The following is a 14,560-nucleotide window of genomic DNA, read 5'->3' on the forward strand; positions in this document are numbered from 1 at the left end:
CATCTTGGGTTCTTTACTGTCATGCTGGCGACTGCCACACACATGAACGCACCCACACCGCTCTCGTTGCTCGCTACCGCCACCGACGATGCGCCGCGTTTGCGCGAGATTCCCTACAACTACACCTCCTTCTCGGACCGTGAGATCGTGCTGCGCCTGCTCGGCGAGCGCGCGTGGGGCCTGTTGGACGAGTTGAGGGGCGAGCGTCGCACCGGTCGCTCTGCGCGCATGCTGTACGAAGTGCTGGGTGACATCTGGGTCGTGCAGCGCAATCCTTATTTGCAGGACGACCTGCTGGACAGTGCCAAGCGCCGCCAGCAACTGGTGGACGCCTTGCACCACCGGCTGGGTGAAGTCCAGAAACGCCGCACACCCAACGACGACGCGGTGCGAGATGCCCTGGTGGCCGAGTTGCTCACCTCAGCGCGCGCTGCGGTCGACCAGTTTGCCCGCTCGTTTGAGGACATGGCCGCGCTGCGCCAGCGTACCACCAAGGCGCTGCGCAAGCTCACGGCCAAGGACAACATCAAGTTCGACGGGCTCTCCCGCGTGTCCCACGTGACGGATGCAACGGACTGGCGCGTCGAGTACCCCTTCGTTGTGCTTACGCCGGACACCGAGGCCGAGATGGCTCTGCTGGTCAAAGGCTGCTTCGAGCTGGGTCTGACCATCATTCCGCGCGGCGGTGGCACCGGATACACGGGGGGCGCCATTCCGCTCACGTGGAAGAGCGCGGTGATCAACACCGAGAAGCTCGAAGCCATGACCGAGGTGGAGTGGGTCAAGGTGCCTGGCCACGAACAGCCGCTGCCCACGGTGTGGACCGAAGCCGGCGTGGTGACGCAGCGGGTGTCTGACGCGGCCGACCGCGCCGGGCATGTGTTCGCGGTGGACCCGACCTCGGCCGAGGCGTCCTGCATTGGCGGCAACATTGCCATGAACGCGGGGGGCAAAAAGGCGGTGCTCTGGGGCACCGCGCTGGACAACCTCGTGTCGTGGCGCATGGTCACGCCGCAGGCGCAGTGGCTGGAGGTCACCCGTCTTGACCACAACCTTGGCAAGATCCACGACGCTGAGGTGGCCACCTTCGAGTTGAAGTACTACGAGGCCGATGGCAAGACGCCGGTGCGCACCGAGCAGCTCGCCATTCCGGGCAAGACGTTCCGCAAGGAAGGCCTGGGCAAGGACGTGACCGACAAGTTCCTCAGCGGCCTGCCGGGGATTCAGAAAGAGGGCTGTGACGGCTTGATCACCAGCGCGCGCTGGATCGTGCACCGCATGCCCGACCACGTGCGCACGGTGTGCCTGGAATTTTTCGGCAATCCGCGCGACTGCGTGCCATCGATCGTGGACATCAAGGACTTCATGTTCGGCGAGATGAAGCGGCTTGGTGGCGCCATCCTCGCCGGTCTGGAGCATCTGGACGATCGCTACCTGAAGGCCGTGGGCTACGCCACCAAGAGCAAGCGCGGTACCTTGCCGAAGATGGTGCTTATTGGTGACATCGTCGGAGACGATGCCGATGCGGTGGCGCGCGCCACCAGCGAGGTCATCCGCCTGGCGAACTCGCGCAGCGGAGAAGGTTTCGTGGCGATCAGCGCCGAAGCGCGCAAGAAGTTCTGGCTTGACCGCAAGCGCACTGCCGCCATCAGCAAGCACACCAACGCCTTCAAGATCAACGAAGACGTGGTGATTCCGCTGCCGCGCATGGGTGAGTACACCGAAGGCATCGAGCGCATCAACATCGAGCTGTCGCTGCGCAACAAGATCAAGCTGGCGGACGCGCTGGAAAGCTTCTTCACCAAGGGCAACCTGCCGCTGGGCAAAACCGACGACGCCAGCGACATTCCGAGTGCCGAGTTGCTGGAAGACCGGGTGCAGCAGGCCGTGGCGCTGGTGCGCGAAGTGCGCGCGCTGTGGGCGGGCTGGCTGCGCGACGTGGACTCGCTGTTTGCCGAGCTGCAGGATCACCGCCTGCGCGCCAGCTGGAAGACGCAGATCCGTGCGCCCTTGCAAGCCATCTTTACCGGTGCGGCCTTCGGCCCCCTGCTGGCCGAATGCAACGCCATCCACCAGCGCGTGCTCAAGGGCCGCGTGTGGGTCGCGCTGCACATGCACGCAGGTGACGGCAACGTGCACACCAACATCCCGGTCAACAGCGACGACTATGAAATGCTGCAGACCGCGCACGAAGCGGTGGCCCGCATCATGGTGCTGGCACGCCGTCTCGATGGGGTGATCTCGGGCGAACACGGCATCGGTATCACCAAGCTGGAGTTCCTCACCGACGAAGAGCTGCGCCCTTTCGCCGAATACAAACAGCGGGTCGATCCGCAAGGCCGCTTCAACAAAGGCAAGCTGCTGCGCGAAGGCCCGGCGGGCGACGACAGCCTGCGTCGCGCCGACCTCTCCAATGCCTACACCCCCAGCTTTGGGCTGATGGGTCACGAGTCGCTGATCATGCAGCGCAGCGACATTGGCGCGATTGCCGACAGCGTCAAGGACTGTCTGCGCTGTGGCAAATGCAAACCGGTGTGCGCGACGCATGTGCCACGTGCCAATCTGCTCTACAGCCCGCGCAACAAAATCCTGGCCACCTCGTTGCTGATCGAGGCCTTCCTGTATGAGGAGCAGACGCGCCGCGGCATCAGCATCAAGCACTGGGAAGAGTTTGAAGACGTGGCCGACCACTGCACGGTGTGCCACAAGTGCCTTTCGCCTTGCCCGGTGAAGATCGATTTTGGCGATGTGACCATGAACATGCGCAACCTGTTGCGCAAGATGGGGCAAAAGAGCTTCCGTCCCGGCAACGCAGCCGCGATGTTCTTCCTGAACGCGACCAACCCCGAAACCATCAAGTTCATGCGCAGCGCGATGGTGGGCGTGGGCTTCAAGGCCCAGCGCCTGGCCAATGAGCTGCTGCAGCGCCTGGCGCGAAAGCAGACCAGTGCACCGCCGGCCACGCTGGGTGCCGCGCCGATCAAAGAGCAGGTGATCCACTTCATCAATAAGAAGATGCCTGGTGGTCTGCCCAAGAAGACCGCGCGCGCCCTGCTGGACATTGAGGACAAGGATTACGTGCCGATCATCCGCAACCCCTCAGCCACGACGGCAGAGACGGAAGCGGTGTTCTATTTCCCGGGTTGCGGTTCGGAGCGCCTGTTCTCGCAGGTGGGTTTGGCGACGCAGGCGATGCTGTGGCATGCGGGCGTGCAGACCGTGCTGCCGCCCGGTTACCTGTGCTGTGGGTACCCACAGCGCGGCAGTGGGCAGTTCGACAAGGCGGAAAAAATCATCACCGACAACCGGGTGCTGTTCCACCGCGTGGCCAACACGTTGAACTACCTCGACATCAAGACGGTGGTGGTGAGTTGCGGCACCTGCTATGACCAGCTCCAGGGGTACGAGTTCGACAAGATATTCCCCGGCTGCCGCATCATCGACATCCACGAGTACCTGCTGGAGAAAGGCGTCACGCTGCCGGCCGGGCAGGGCGGCTACCTCTACCACGACCCGTGCCACACCCCCATGAAGCTGCAGGAGCCGATGAAAACGGTGAAGGCACTTGTGGGTGACAACGTCATGGAGAGCAAGCGGTGCTGCGGCGAATCCGGCACGCTGGGCGTGACACGGCCGGACATCTCCACCCAGATCCGCTTCCGCAAGGAAGAGGAGCTGCAGAAGGGCGAAGCCGCGTTGCGCGCAGCGGGGACCGTGGGCGCGCAGGACAACGTCAAGATCCTCACGTCCTGCCCCAGTTGCCTCCAGGGCTTGAGCCGCTACGGCGACGACCTCAAGTCGGGCCTGCTGGAAGCCGATTACATCGTGGTGGAAATGGCCCGCCAGATCCTCGGCGAGCAGTGGCTGCCGGAATACGTGGCCAAGGCCAACGAAGGCGGCATCGAACGAGTGCTCGTTTGAGCGCACCCCCAACGGAGACCCCCATGGCCGGACTCGACAAGCACACGCCTTCACCGGAGTCGATCACGCTCCACCAGCAGTCGCGCACGTTGGAAGTGGGCTTTTCCGACGGCAACGTCTTCAAGATCCCGTTCGAGCTGATGCGCGTCTACTCGCCGTCGGCAGAAGTGCAGGGCCATGGCAAGGGGCAGGAAGTGCTGCAGACCGGCAAACGCGAGGTCGGCATCGTGGGGCTGGAGCCGGTGGGTAACTACGCGGTTCAGCCCCTGTTTTCTGACGGCCACAGCTCGGGCATTTTTTCTTGGGACTACCTGTACTTTCTCGGTTCCAAACAGCCCGATCTCTGGGCCGACTACACCGCCCGCCTGCAGTCCGCCGGCGTGGATCGCGACGCACCCATGCCGGAAAAGGGCGGTCACGCCTGCGGCAGCCACTGACACCCCGGGGAACCCCGCATGGCCTCGACCCATTTCGGATTCAAGACGGTAGACGAGCGCGAGAAGGCGCAACGCGTGCGCAGCGTGTTCGACTCTGTCGCGCCCAAGTACGACGTGATGAACGACCTCATGTCGGCCGGGCTGCATCGTCTGTGGAAGCGCTACACGATCACCGTGGCCAATCCCCAGCCGGGCGACCAGGTGCTGGACATTGCGGGCGGCACGGGTGACCTCTCGCTGGCGTTTGCCCGCAAGGTGGGACCCACGGGTCGTGTTGTGCACACCGACATCAACGAAGCGATGCTCGGTGAAGGCCGTGCGCGCCTGCTCGATCTGGGCGTGGTCCTGCCCACCTTGGTGTGCGATGCCGAGAAATTGCCCTTTGCCAGCGATTCGTTCGATTTCGTGTCAGTGGCGTTTGGTCTGCGCAATATGACGCACAAGGAACTTGCACTGGCTGAGATGCATCGGACGCTCAAGCCGGGCGGCAAGTTGCTGGTGTTGGAGTTTTCCCGGGTGGCGAAACCGCTGGAGAAAGCTTATGACTGGTATTCGTTCAACGTGCTGCCCAAGTTGGGGCAGCTGGTGGCCAACGATGAGGCCAGCTATCGCTACCTCGCAGAGTCCATCCGCATGCACCCGGGGCAGGAAGAATTGAGGCAGATGATGCGCAAGGCAGGGTTTGGTCATGTGGACGTGCACAACCTCAGCGCCGGCGTGGTTGCGCTGCACATGGGCATCAAGTGTTGACACGGGTTTTGAAGAGTCTGTTGTTTTGAAGGAGGCAAAAGCATGAACAGGTTGTGGTCGGTTTTGTTGGTTTGCGCCATGGCGCTGGGTTCCCAGGAGGTCTGGGCGAAACGCATGGGCGGTGGCACATCGTTCGGCAAGCAGTCGGGCAACGTGACGCAGCGCAGCAGCACGCCGCCTGCCCAGCAGGCCGCACCGCAACAGGCGCCCACGCAAAATGCGGCTGCACGTCCTGCCACCGCGAACCCAGCCGCCGCAGCGCCCAAGCGCCCCTGGGGTGCCATGCTGGGTGGCCTGGCCGCCGGTCTGGGCCTGGCATGGTTGGCTTCGACGCTGGGTTTTGGCGAAGGCTTTGCCCAGTTTCTGATGTTTGCCCTTCTGGCCGTGGCCGTGGTGGCGGTCATCGGCATGGTGATGCGCCGCCGTTCACCCGCGTCCCAGGCAGGTGGCCTGGCCTATCAGGCTGCCGGCCAGACGGGCAACTCCCAGTTCGACCCTGCAACGCCTCGCACCTACAGTCCGCAGAATGTCGGCAACGACGCGTCTGCGCGGCCCTGGGAGCGCAGCGGTCCCGCCGCGCTGGACCCGCGGCCCAACGGCGGCTCGCTGATTGGCTCGGCGTTGAGCGGCAGCCAGGGCTGGGGTGTGCCGGCTGGCTTCGATGTGGATGGATTCCTCAAGGCATCCAAGGCCAACTTTGTGAGCCTGCAGGACGCCTGGGATCGCTCTGACATACCTGCACTGCGCGCCATGATGACCGATGACATGCTGGAGCAGATCCGCAGCCAGCTCGCAGAGCGCGAGCAGGCGGGCGGCTCGAACAAAACCGAGGTCGTCATGCTCGACGCACAGCTGCTGGGCATCGAGGAGCTGCAAACCGAGTACATGGCCAGCGTGGAGTTCTCCGGCCTGATCCGCGAGGAAGCGTCTGCCGGCCCCAACCCGTTCCGTGAGGTCTGGAACATCACCCGCCCCAAGGAAGGTCCGGGCGGCTGGCTGGTAGCGGGCGTGCAGGCCCTGCAATGACCCGCAGCGGGTTGCCTGTGTGCAACCCGCATCGCCCGTGGCTTGGGCTTTATCCGTCAAAATCGGGTGGTCATGAAAAATGAACCACCCGTTTTTTCGTCCGGCGCAACCGCTCCGTTGAACTTCCTTCAGTCGTTGCTGGGGTCCATCCGTCCGCCGGATTGGCTGGTCGACGAGATCCAGAACCGCGTGGTGCTGTTTCTCAATCACGTCCTGATGCAGGAAAAGTCCGCCCAGGATCGCCTTCGCCGTCAGAAGGGCAAACCGGTGCGCGTTCAATGGGGCGACTTCCATCTCACGCTGGCCCCCACGGCCGCCGGGTTGCTGGAGCGTTGTGAGCCGGATGCAAAGCCGGAGTTGAGTGTGACGCTCACGCAGCGTTCTGCTTTCGATCTTGCCCAGAGCGTGCTGGCGGGAGAGAAGCCGGGTGTGGACATTCAGGGCGATGTGCAGCTGGCGGCCGAAGTGGCCTGGCTGGTTGACAACGTGCGCTGGGATGTCGAGGAAGACCTGTCTCGTGTGGTGGGCGATGCAACTGCGCACACGCTCGCACGCGCTGCTCAGTCAGCTGGCCAGGCCATCAAGGCGTTTGCCGCGCGCATGCCCGCTGCCTTCCCTTCGCGCAAGTCAACGGGTGACGCGTCAGTGCCTCCGCGCGCTGACGGACCGTCGGCATGAGCCGGCTGTTTCGCGGCTTCTTCATCGTCTGGGTCGTGCTGCGGTACGGCCTGGACGAACTCGTTCTCTCCAGCTTTGAGCGCCCAGCCATCCGGTTGCTCACACGCATCGTCTCCTTGGGCCGCAATCTGGATGCGCCCAGGGGCGTGAGGCTGCGCGAGGCGCTTGAGCGCCTCGGGCCGATCTTCGTGAAGTTTGGCCAGGTGCTCTCGACTCGGCGCGACCTGCTGCCCACCGACATCGCTGATGAACTCGCGCTGTTGCAGGATCGGGTACCCCCGTTTCCCAGCGCCGTGGCTGTGGCCACCATCGAGCGCGCCTTTGGCAAACCATTGACCGAGGTGTTCTCGCACTTCGATCAAGTGCCCGTGGCAAGTGCATCTGTCGCCCAGGTGCACTTTGCCACCCTGCTGGACGGCCGGCATGGGGGGCGCGAAGTCGCGGTGAAGGTGCTGCGACCCCAGATGGGGCCCGTCATCGACAAGGACCTGAGCCTCATGCGGATGATGGCCGGGTGGGTGGAGCGCCTGTCGGCCGATGGCAAGCGGCTCAAGCCGCGTGAAGTGGTCGCGGAGTTCGACAAATATCTGCACGATGAGCTGGATCTGTTGCGCGAGGCGGCCAACGCTGCGCAGCTCCGACGCAACATGCAGGGGCTCGATCTCGTCCTGATTCCCGAGATGCTCTGGGACTATTGCCACACCGAGGTGATGGTGATGGAGCGCATGCACGGCATCCCCATCAACAAGGTCGACGAGCTGAGGGCGCTGGGTGTGGATATCCCGAAGCTGGCGCGTGACGGTGTCACGATCTTCTTTACGCAGGTCTTCCGCGACGGTTTCTTCCACGCCGACATGCATCCGGGCAACATTCAGGTCAGCACGTCGCCCGCCACCTTCGGCCGCTACATCTCCCTTGATTTCGGGATCGTCGGAACGCTCACGGAGTTCGACAAGGAATACCTGGCGCAGAACTTCACGGCCTTCTTCCGCCGCGACTACAAGCGTGTGGCCGAGCTGCACATTGAATCGGGCTGGGTGCCGGCAGAAACGCGGGTGGACGAGCTCGAATCTGCCATCCGGGCTGTGTGTGAGCCGTACTTTGATCGGCCTTTGCGGGAAATTTCGCTGGGGATGGTGCTCATGCGCCTGTTTCAGACCTCGCGCCGGTTCCACGTGGAGATTCAGCCGCAGCTCGTGTTGCTGCAGAAGACGCTGCTCAATATCGAAGGTCTGGGGCGCCAGCTCGACCCTGAGCTCGATCTCTGGAGCACCGCAAAGCCGTTTCTCGAGAAATGGATGGTCGAGCAGGTCGGCCCACAAAAGCTGCTGCAACAACTCAAGGCCGAGGCGCCGCAGTACGCCAAGCTGTTGCCTGCGCTGCCGCGCCTGTTGCACGACTACCTGCAACACAAGCCACACGAGCTGCGCCGCGAGCTCGATGCCCTTGTGTCGGAACAGCGCCGAACCAACCGGCTGCTGCAGGGCATCATCTACAGCGGTGTGGGCTTTGTTCTGGGGCTGATCGTGATGCAGGTGCTGCTGCGCATACGTCTCTGGTAGCGGCCTGCCGCCCGCGCTCGGTCAGTGTCGGGCACCCTCAATTTATAATGGCCGGTTTTGTTCCGCGGCCCACGCAGGAACGTCTGGCGTCCAGCGATGCCGGTCCAAGCGGGGCGCCTTTGCCAACTTTCAGGTCAACGCCATGCCCATCTATGCCTACAAGTGCGAGTCCTGCGGCCATGCCAAGGACGTGTTGCAGAAAATGTCCGACGATCCGCTCAGCGTATGCCCGGCCTGCGGCCAGGCCAGCTTCAAGAAGCAACTGACGTCGGCGGGGTTCCAGCTCAAGGGTTCGGGCTGGTACGTCACGGATTTTCGCGAAGGCAACAAGCCTGCCGCTACAGCGCCCTCCGCCACCGCGGACGCCGCGCCTGCCGCTGCCTCCAAGCCAGCGGACGCTGCCAGCGCCCCTGCGGCATCGCCCGCACCGGCGGCCGCACCTGCTGTGGCCACGCCATCCAGCACGCCGACCACTTCCACCTGAGCTGCATCGTCCATGCCTTCCTTGCGCAAATGGCTGCTCTCGGGCCTTCTGGTTCTGGTGCCCCTGATCATCACTTTGTGGGTGATCGAATGGGTCATCAGCACGCTGGACCAGACGCTGCGCATCCTGCCCACAAGCTGGCAGCCCGACCAGCTTCTGGGTGTGCACATTCCTGGCCTGGGCGTGGTGTTCGCACTCCTGGTTGTGTTGTCCATCGGCGCGCTGGCGTCCAACATCATCGGGAACAAGCTGGTGAGCTGGTGGCACGCCATGCTGCACCGCATCCCTGTCGTGCGTTCCATTTACTCGGGTGTGAAGCAGGTTTCCGACACGCTGTTTTCCGAAAAGGGCAATGCCTTTCGCAAGGCTTTGCTGGTGCAGTGGCCGCACGAGGGCATGTGGACCATTGCCTTTCTCACCGGCTCACCAGCGGGCGACGTGCTGGATCACCTTCAGTCCATGCCAGGCGGTGCGGAGCACGACGAGTTTCACAGTGTGTATGTGCCCACCACACCCAATCCCACAGGCGGCTACTTCGTGATGGTGCGCAAAAGCGCCTGCGTCGAGCTGCAGATGAGCGTGGACGAAGCGCTCACGTACATCGTGTCCATGGGCGTGATCGTGCCCGGCGGCCCAAAGAATGCCCAGATCAAGGTCGCCGCTGACGGCGCCATCACCCCCCAATCCTGATGTTCCCTGGCGGAACTGTTCCGCGAACCTGTTGAAAGAAGAGTCGAAATGGCGATGCGTACCCACTATTGCGGTCTGGTGACCGAAGCCCAACTGGGCCAAACCGTTCAGCTGTGTGGCTGGGTGAATCGGCGGCGCGATCACGGCGGCGTCATCTTCATCGATCTTCGCGACCGTGAAGGCTACGTGCAGGTGGTCTGCGACCCCGACCGCGCCGAGATGTTCAAGACGGCTGAAGATGTGCGCAACGAGTTCTGCGTGCAGGTGACGGGCCTGGTGCGTGCGCGTCCCACAGGCACAACGAACGACAAGCTCAAGAGCGGCCAGATCGAGGTGTTGTGCCACGAGCTGAAAGTGCTGAACCCGTCGGTCACGCCGCCGTTCCAGCTGGATGACGAAAACCTCTCGGAAACCACGCGCCTGACGCACCGAGTGCTGGACCTGCGCCGCCCGTACATGCAGAACAACCTCATGCTGCGCTACCGCGTGGCCATGGAGGTGCGCAAGTTTCTGGATGCCCATGGGTTCATCGACATCGAGACGCCCATGCTCACCAAGAGCACGCCAGAAGGAGCGCGCGACTACCTCGTGCCCAGCCGCGTGCACGATGGCCACTTCTTTGCACTGCCGCAATCGCCCCAGCTGTTCAAGCAGTTGCTGATGGTGGCGGGGTTCGACCGCTACTATCAGATCACCAAGTGCTTCCGCGACGAAGATCTGCGCGCTGACCGTCAGCCCGAGTTCACGCAGATCGATATCGAAACCTCCTTCCTGACCGAAGAAGACATCCGCGACATGTTTCAGGGGATGATCAAGACGGTCTTTCAGAACACGCTCGGTGTGGACCTGGGCGAGTTCCCTGTCATGGCCTACAGCGAGGCCATGCAGCGTTTCGGCTCCGACAAGCCCGACCTGCGCGTGAAGCTGGAATTCACCGAGCTGACCGATGTCATGGCCGATGTGGACTTCAAGGTGTTCAGCGCCCCGGCCCAGATGAAGGGCGGTCGGGTCGTCGCGCTGTGCGTTCGCGGCGGTGCCGAAATGCCGCGCAGCGAGATCGACGCGTACACGGAGTTCGTCAAGATCTACGGCGCCAAGGGCCTGGCGTGGATCAAGGTCAATGAGTTGGCCAAGGGCAAGGATGGCCTCCAGTCGCCGATCGTGAAGAACCTGCACGACAAGGCGATTGCCGAGATCCTGGCCCGCACCGGTGCGCAGGACGGCGACATCCTGTTCTTCGGTGCCGACAAGGCCAAGATCGTCAACGACGCCATTGGCGCGCTGCGCCTGAAGATCGGCCACAGCGCTCTGGGCAAGAAAAATGGTCTTTTTGAAGACCGTTGGGCCCCGATGTGGGTGGTGGACTTCCCGATGTTCGAGCACGATGAAGAGGCCGACCGCTGGACCGCCGTTCATCACCCCTTCACGGCGCCCAAAGATGGGCACGAGGACTGGATGGTCACCGCGCCCGAGAAGTGCATTGCCAAGGGCTACGACATGGTGCTCAACGGCTGGGAAATCGGTGGCGGCTCGGTGCGTATTCACACTGCCGCCGTGCAGCAGAAGGTGTTTGATGCCCTCAAGATCACGCCAGAAGAGGCCCAGATCAAGTTCGGCTTCCTGCTCGATGCCCTGCAATACGGTGCGCCTCCGCACGGCGGGCTTGCGTTCGGCCTCGACCGCATCGTGACCTTGATGACCGGTGCAGACTCCATCCGCGACGTCATCGCTTTCCCGAAAACCCAGCGCGCCCAGTGTCTGCTGACGCAGGCTCCGAGCCTGGTGGACGAGAAGCAGCTGCGCGAACTGCACATCCGCTTGCGCAACGTGGACCTCGCGAAATCCGCCTGATCGCGCAGCGGTCATTGCTCAAAGGGCGCCCGTTGGCGCCCTTTTTTCTTGTATCAAAGCGTTTTGTGCGGTTATCTGCTGGCAATTTTCAGCATTCGGATGGGTTTGTTACCATGCCCTTTTGCAAAGGAGTTCTTCATGCCCAAGATTCGTCAAGACACCCTGCCTGGTAAGGAAAAGCTCGTGGCCGACCTGCAACGCGTCATTGCGGATGCCGAGGAATTGATGCAGGCGACCGCCCACCAGACGGAGGGCAAGGTGGCCGAGTTGCGCGAGCGCATCAGCGACAACCTGCGCGACGCGCGCCACAAGCTGGCCGACGCGGAAGACGCCATCAAGGAAAAGACGAGGGAAGTCGCCCGCGCCACAGACGACTACGTGCATGAGCATCCCTGGTCTGCCATTGGTGCGGCCGCAGGTCTCGGCCTGGTGGTGGGTTTGCTGATCAGCCGTCGCTGAGGCCTGGTACCCCATGAGCACGCCCCCGCGCCTGTCTTCCTCCGTCAAAGGCATGGCTTCGACACTGCTGGAGTTGGTGCAGATCCGTCTGGAACTGTTCAGTATTGAAGCCCAGGAGGAAGTGCTTCGCGTGGGCGCGCTGCTGGTTTACGGCGCCATCGCGGTCGCCTTTCTCAGCCTGGGGGTGGTGCTGCTGGCGCTGTTGATCACTGTGGCGCTGTGGGACACCCACCGCCTGCTCGCGTTGGGGGTGTTCACCGGGCTTTTCCTGGCCACCGGTGGTGTGGCCGCCTGGCTCGCGCGCGAGCGTGTCCGCTCCGGCACCCGTCTGTTCTCTGCCAGCGTTGACGAACTCAAGCAAGACCGCGAGGTCCTGCGATCGAGCCAGGTGGACGCATGAATCCCCGAGCGGCGGTGCTGGCGCGTCGGCGTGAACGGCTTGTGCAGCGCTCCGGGAACCTGCGCCGGACACTGACGCGGGAAATCAGGGCGGCACAACCCGTGTTGGCGTGGGCTGATCGGCTGCAGGACGTGTGGCTCTGGTTGCGCGGCAATCCTGTCATGGCGGTGGCGGGGAGCATGGCATTGGCGGCGTCGCGCCCACGGCGCTGGTTGGGCTGGGGCCTTCGGGCCTGGTCGGCGTGGCGCCTGTTTCAGCGGTTGCGTGCGCCGGGCGACAAGCCTTCTCGTTGAACCGGCCGCTTCGCTCATGAAGATCCCGCAGTCGGTGCTGGTGGTGATTCACACGCCGGCGCTGGACGTACTGCTGATCGAGCGCGCCGATGCGCCAGGCTTCTGGCAATCGGTCACCGGCTCGAAGGACACGGAAGACGAGCCCTTTGAGGCGACAGCGGTGCGCGAGGTGTGGGAAGAGACCGGCATCGACGCACATGCGCCGGACCATGTGTTGACCGACTGGGCGCTGGAGAATGTGTACGAGATTTACCCGCAGTGGCGCCACCGGTATGCGCCTGGGGTCGTCCAGAACACCGAACATCTGTTTGGACTGTGCATTCCGCACCCCCTGCCCGTGCGGCTGAGCGCCCGGGAGCATCGCGATCAAATCTGGTTGCCTTGGCAAGAAGCAGCGGATCGGTGCTTTTCGCCTTCGAACGCTGAGGCGATCACATGGCTCCGAAAGTTTGCCAGATGATGCGTCGATGGCTACTGCATCTGCACTATTTTGGCGCGCGATGGCCACTTTTCGTGAAATAACTCACGTCTGAAGCGCGGCGTGAGCGCAACGCCGAGTCGGTGTTTTTCGGGTCCTCTTCAAATAATTTCCCTACCGTTTCAGCCTGCGTGTTCAGGCTTCGCGCTCCGGAAATGCCATGAACAGGTCGCATCGCACATCAATCAAACGCACTGCTGTCGTGGGCCGAGGCGCCACTGGCGGGATCAAATCGCGCGGCAAACAGGCCGGCCACCGCGTGCACAGCCTGGGCGCCAAGCCGGCCTCCAAGGGGGTTCCTTCGGGCTTTCCATGGCAAGACACGCAGGCGCCTGAAAGCGGGCTGCCTCTTTCCTGGATTTTTCTCGATCCCAGTCTGAGCGGCGCGGAAGGCTGGCTGGCATCGCTGCAAGGCGAGGTGGTTCACCTGGATCCGTCGCGCCATGGGCTTGAGCAAGTGGCGGGCTGGCTCCATGGGCAAAACGATGTCCAGGCGATTCACCTGCTCACCAGCGGGTCGGCTGGCGTGATGACGTTGGGGTCCTCGGTTCTCGATGCGCACAGCCTGAGCGATCAGCATGCGGAGGCGTTGGCCGTGATCGCAGGGGCGCTGTCGCCCGAGGCGCAGTTCCATGTGCATGGTGCCGACTTGAACGCGGATGCCGCCGGCGAGGCGCTGATGCACGCATTGGCATCCATCACGGGTGCTCACGTGCACGCTTCGGAGCATGGCCGCGCTGCCGCAAGCGATGGGTCGATGCGCGATGTGTCCGTGAGCACGTCCCAGGGCAACGCGGTGCATGGCACGTCGGTGGGGTCCGACCGTGCCCAGGCGCATCAGACTTTTTGCATCGGGGCGATTCCCCTGAACGGCATGCTGTTGGTGCATGCCGATGGCGCGTGGATGTACACGCCCGACGAAGGGTTCCATGGGCAGGACGGCTTCAGCATCGTGGTGCTGGAAGGGCGGCGCATCAAGGACACGGTGAACGTGCAGGTGGAGGTGTTGGGCGAAGCTCCGGCGCTTGCGTGTATCGACATCGACGTCGGTGCTGCGGTTGAGCCGGACATCGTGCGGCTCGTCACCGCCGTGGACGGTCAGCAGGTGAAGCCGGACGACATCGTGAGCGTGAACCGGGGGCAGGTGGTGGCTGGCGTCGGCGGCGCGTTGGCCTTCCTGCCAGCGCCGGGCTTTATCGGTGCCACAACATTTGCATGCACGGTGTCGGACGGTCTGGGGGGATGTACCGAAGTGCAGGTGCAGGTGGAAACCCTGGACGATCTGGCCGAATCGTGGACCGGCGCGCCCACGGTGGTCCGTTCAGATGCGCGGGAAGAAGCGATGTTGCGTGCCGCGCTGCTCAGGGCTTTCGAACAGGCCAGCCCTGGCCACTCGGTGGGCTTCATGGCCCCGATCACGGCCGCCGATGGCATGCGCCTGACGCCGTTGGCCATGCCGCCTGGCGCGCCCGACGTCACCCACTGATTTCCTGGTCTTGCGCGGCGCGGCCGCGAAGAATCCAGCGCCCAT

At 63.4% G+C, this 14,560-nt stretch carries 14 protein-coding genes; all 14 read left to right on the forward strand.

The genetic code is table 11. The features are described from left to right. Window positions 1-42: 42 nt before the first annotated feature. Window positions 43-3,921 carry an FAD/FMN-binding oxidoreductase gene (locus tag KXJ60_RS12730; protein ID WP_291128003.1) on the forward strand — a complete coding sequence of 1,293 codons (3,879 nt, stop codon included), beginning with the start codon at window positions 43-45 and terminating at the stop codon, window positions 3,919-3,921. A gap of 23 nt (window positions 3,922-3,944) precedes the next feature. Next, entirely contained in the window at window positions 3,945-4,358 is a 414-nt protein-coding gene (locus KXJ60_RS12735) for a DUF971 domain-containing protein (RefSeq protein ID WP_291128005.1), read from the forward strand. An 18-nt stretch (window positions 4,359-4,376) separates the two neighbouring features. Further along, window positions 4,377-5,108 (forward strand): bifunctional demethylmenaquinone methyltransferase/2-methoxy-6-polyprenyl-1,4-benzoquinol methylase UbiE, encoded by a 732-nt coding sequence (gene ubiE / locus KXJ60_RS12740; RefSeq protein WP_291128007.1) that lies wholly within the window; start codon window positions 4,377-4,379, stop codon window positions 5,106-5,108. A 42-nt stretch (window positions 5,109-5,150) separates the two neighbouring features. Next, window positions 5,151-6,134, forward strand: a complete 984-nt coding sequence (locus tag KXJ60_RS12745) for a Tim44-like domain-containing protein (protein WP_291128010.1) — start codon at window positions 5,151-5,153, stop codon at window positions 6,132-6,134. A 42-nt stretch (window positions 6,135-6,176) separates the two neighbouring features. Then, window positions 6,177-6,812 (forward strand): hypothetical protein, encoded by a 636-nt coding sequence (locus KXJ60_RS12750; protein WP_291128013.1) that lies wholly within the window; start codon window positions 6,177-6,179, stop codon window positions 6,810-6,812. Next, a complete protein-coding gene (gene ubiB / locus KXJ60_RS12755; protein WP_291128016.1) occupies window positions 6,809-8,374 on the forward strand; it encodes a ubiquinone biosynthesis regulatory protein kinase UbiB in 1,566 nt (521 codons plus the stop codon). Before KXJ60_RS12750 ends, ubiB begins: the two co-directional genes overlap by 4 nt. A gap of 142 nt (window positions 8,375-8,516) precedes the next feature. Further along, entirely contained in the window at window positions 8,517-8,858 is a 342-nt protein-coding gene (locus tag KXJ60_RS12760; protein WP_291128019.1) for an FmdB family zinc ribbon protein, read from the forward strand. 12 nt (window positions 8,859-8,870) lie between these two features. Beyond that, window positions 8,871-9,548 carry a DUF502 domain-containing protein gene (locus tag KXJ60_RS12765; RefSeq protein ID WP_291128022.1) on the forward strand — a complete coding sequence of 226 codons (678 nt, stop codon included), beginning with the start codon at window positions 8,871-8,873 and terminating at the stop codon, window positions 9,546-9,548. 48 nt (window positions 9,549-9,596) lie between these two features. After that, entirely contained in the window at window positions 9,597-11,399 is a 1,803-nt protein-coding gene (aspS, locus tag KXJ60_RS12770; protein WP_291128025.1) for an aspartate--tRNA ligase, read from the forward strand. A gap of 138 nt (window positions 11,400-11,537) precedes the next feature. After that, on the forward strand, window positions 11,538-11,858 hold the full coding sequence (locus KXJ60_RS12775) for a YqjD family protein (RefSeq protein ID WP_291128028.1): 321 nt from the start codon (window positions 11,538-11,540) through the stop codon (window positions 11,856-11,858). Window positions 11,859-11,871: 13 nt separating this feature from the next. Further along, on the forward strand, window positions 11,872-12,258 hold the full coding sequence (locus KXJ60_RS12780; protein ID WP_291128031.1) for a phage holin family protein: 387 nt from the start codon (window positions 11,872-11,874) through the stop codon (window positions 12,256-12,258). Continuing rightward, the gene (locus KXJ60_RS21685) at window positions 12,255-12,551 is read left to right on the forward strand and encodes a YqjK family protein (protein WP_366018449.1); all 297 of its coding nucleotides are present in this window, start codon (window positions 12,255-12,257) and stop codon (window positions 12,549-12,551) included. The genes KXJ60_RS12780 and KXJ60_RS21685 overlap by 4 nt, the downstream gene beginning before the upstream one ends. Window positions 12,552-12,567: 16 nt before the next feature. Next, entirely contained in the window at window positions 12,568-13,011 is a 444-nt protein-coding gene (nudB, locus tag KXJ60_RS12785) for a dihydroneopterin triphosphate diphosphatase (RefSeq protein WP_291128034.1), read from the forward strand. Window positions 13,012-13,189: 178 nt separating this feature from the next. Next, the gene (locus KXJ60_RS12790) at window positions 13,190-14,515 is read left to right on the forward strand and encodes a DUF4347 domain-containing protein (RefSeq protein ID WP_291128037.1); all 1,326 of its coding nucleotides are present in this window, start codon (window positions 13,190-13,192) and stop codon (window positions 14,513-14,515) included. Window positions 14,516-14,560 lie beyond the last annotated feature (45 nt).

The sequence above is a fragment of the Hydrogenophaga sp. genome (assembly GCF_019264445.1).
Lineage (GTDB): Bacteria > Pseudomonadota > Gammaproteobacteria > Burkholderiales > Burkholderiaceae_C > Hydrogenophaga.

Bases quoted from the DNA above. Each gene is read 5' to 3' on its own strand.
- KXJ60_RS12775 (WP_291128028.1), top strand. From the start codon at position 11,538: ATGCCCAAGATTCGTCAAGACACCCTGCCTGGTAAGGAAAAGCTCGTG.
- KXJ60_RS12780 (WP_291128031.1), top strand. From the start codon at position 11,872: ATGAGCACGCCCCCGCGCCTGTCTTCCTCCGTCAAAGGCATGGCTTCG.
- KXJ60_RS12765 (WP_291128022.1), top strand. From the start codon at position 8,871: ATGCCTTCCTTGCGCAAATGGCTGCTCTCGGGCCTTCTGGTTCTGGTG.
- aspS (WP_291128025.1), top strand. From the start codon at position 9,597: ATGGCGATGCGTACCCACTATTGCGGTCTGGTGACCGAAGCCCAACTG.
- KXJ60_RS12735 (WP_291128005.1), top strand. From the start codon at position 3,945: ATGGCCGGACTCGACAAGCACACGCCTTCACCGGAGTCGATCACGCTC.
- ubiE (WP_291128007.1), top strand. From the start codon at position 4,377: ATGGCCTCGACCCATTTCGGATTCAAGACGGTAGACGAGCGCGAGAAG.
- KXJ60_RS12790 (WP_291128037.1), top strand. From the start codon at position 13,190: ATGAACAGGTCGCATCGCACATCAATCAAACGCACTGCTGTCGTGGGC.
- nudB (WP_291128034.1), top strand. From the start codon at position 12,568: ATGAAGATCCCGCAGTCGGTGCTGGTGGTGATTCACACGCCGGCGCTG.
- KXJ60_RS21685 (WP_366018449.1), top strand. From the start codon at position 12,255: ATGAATCCCCGAGCGGCGGTGCTGGCGCGTCGGCGTGAACGGCTTGTG.
- ubiB (WP_291128016.1), top strand. From the start codon at position 6,809: ATGAGCCGGCTGTTTCGCGGCTTCTTCATCGTCTGGGTCGTGCTGCGG.
- KXJ60_RS12760 (WP_291128019.1), top strand. From the start codon at position 8,517: ATGCCCATCTATGCCTACAAGTGCGAGTCCTGCGGCCATGCCAAGGAC.
- KXJ60_RS12730 (WP_291128003.1), top strand. From the start codon at position 43: ATGAACGCACCCACACCGCTCTCGTTGCTCGCTACCGCCACCGACGAT.
- KXJ60_RS12745 (WP_291128010.1), top strand. From the start codon at position 5,151: ATGAACAGGTTGTGGTCGGTTTTGTTGGTTTGCGCCATGGCGCTGGGT.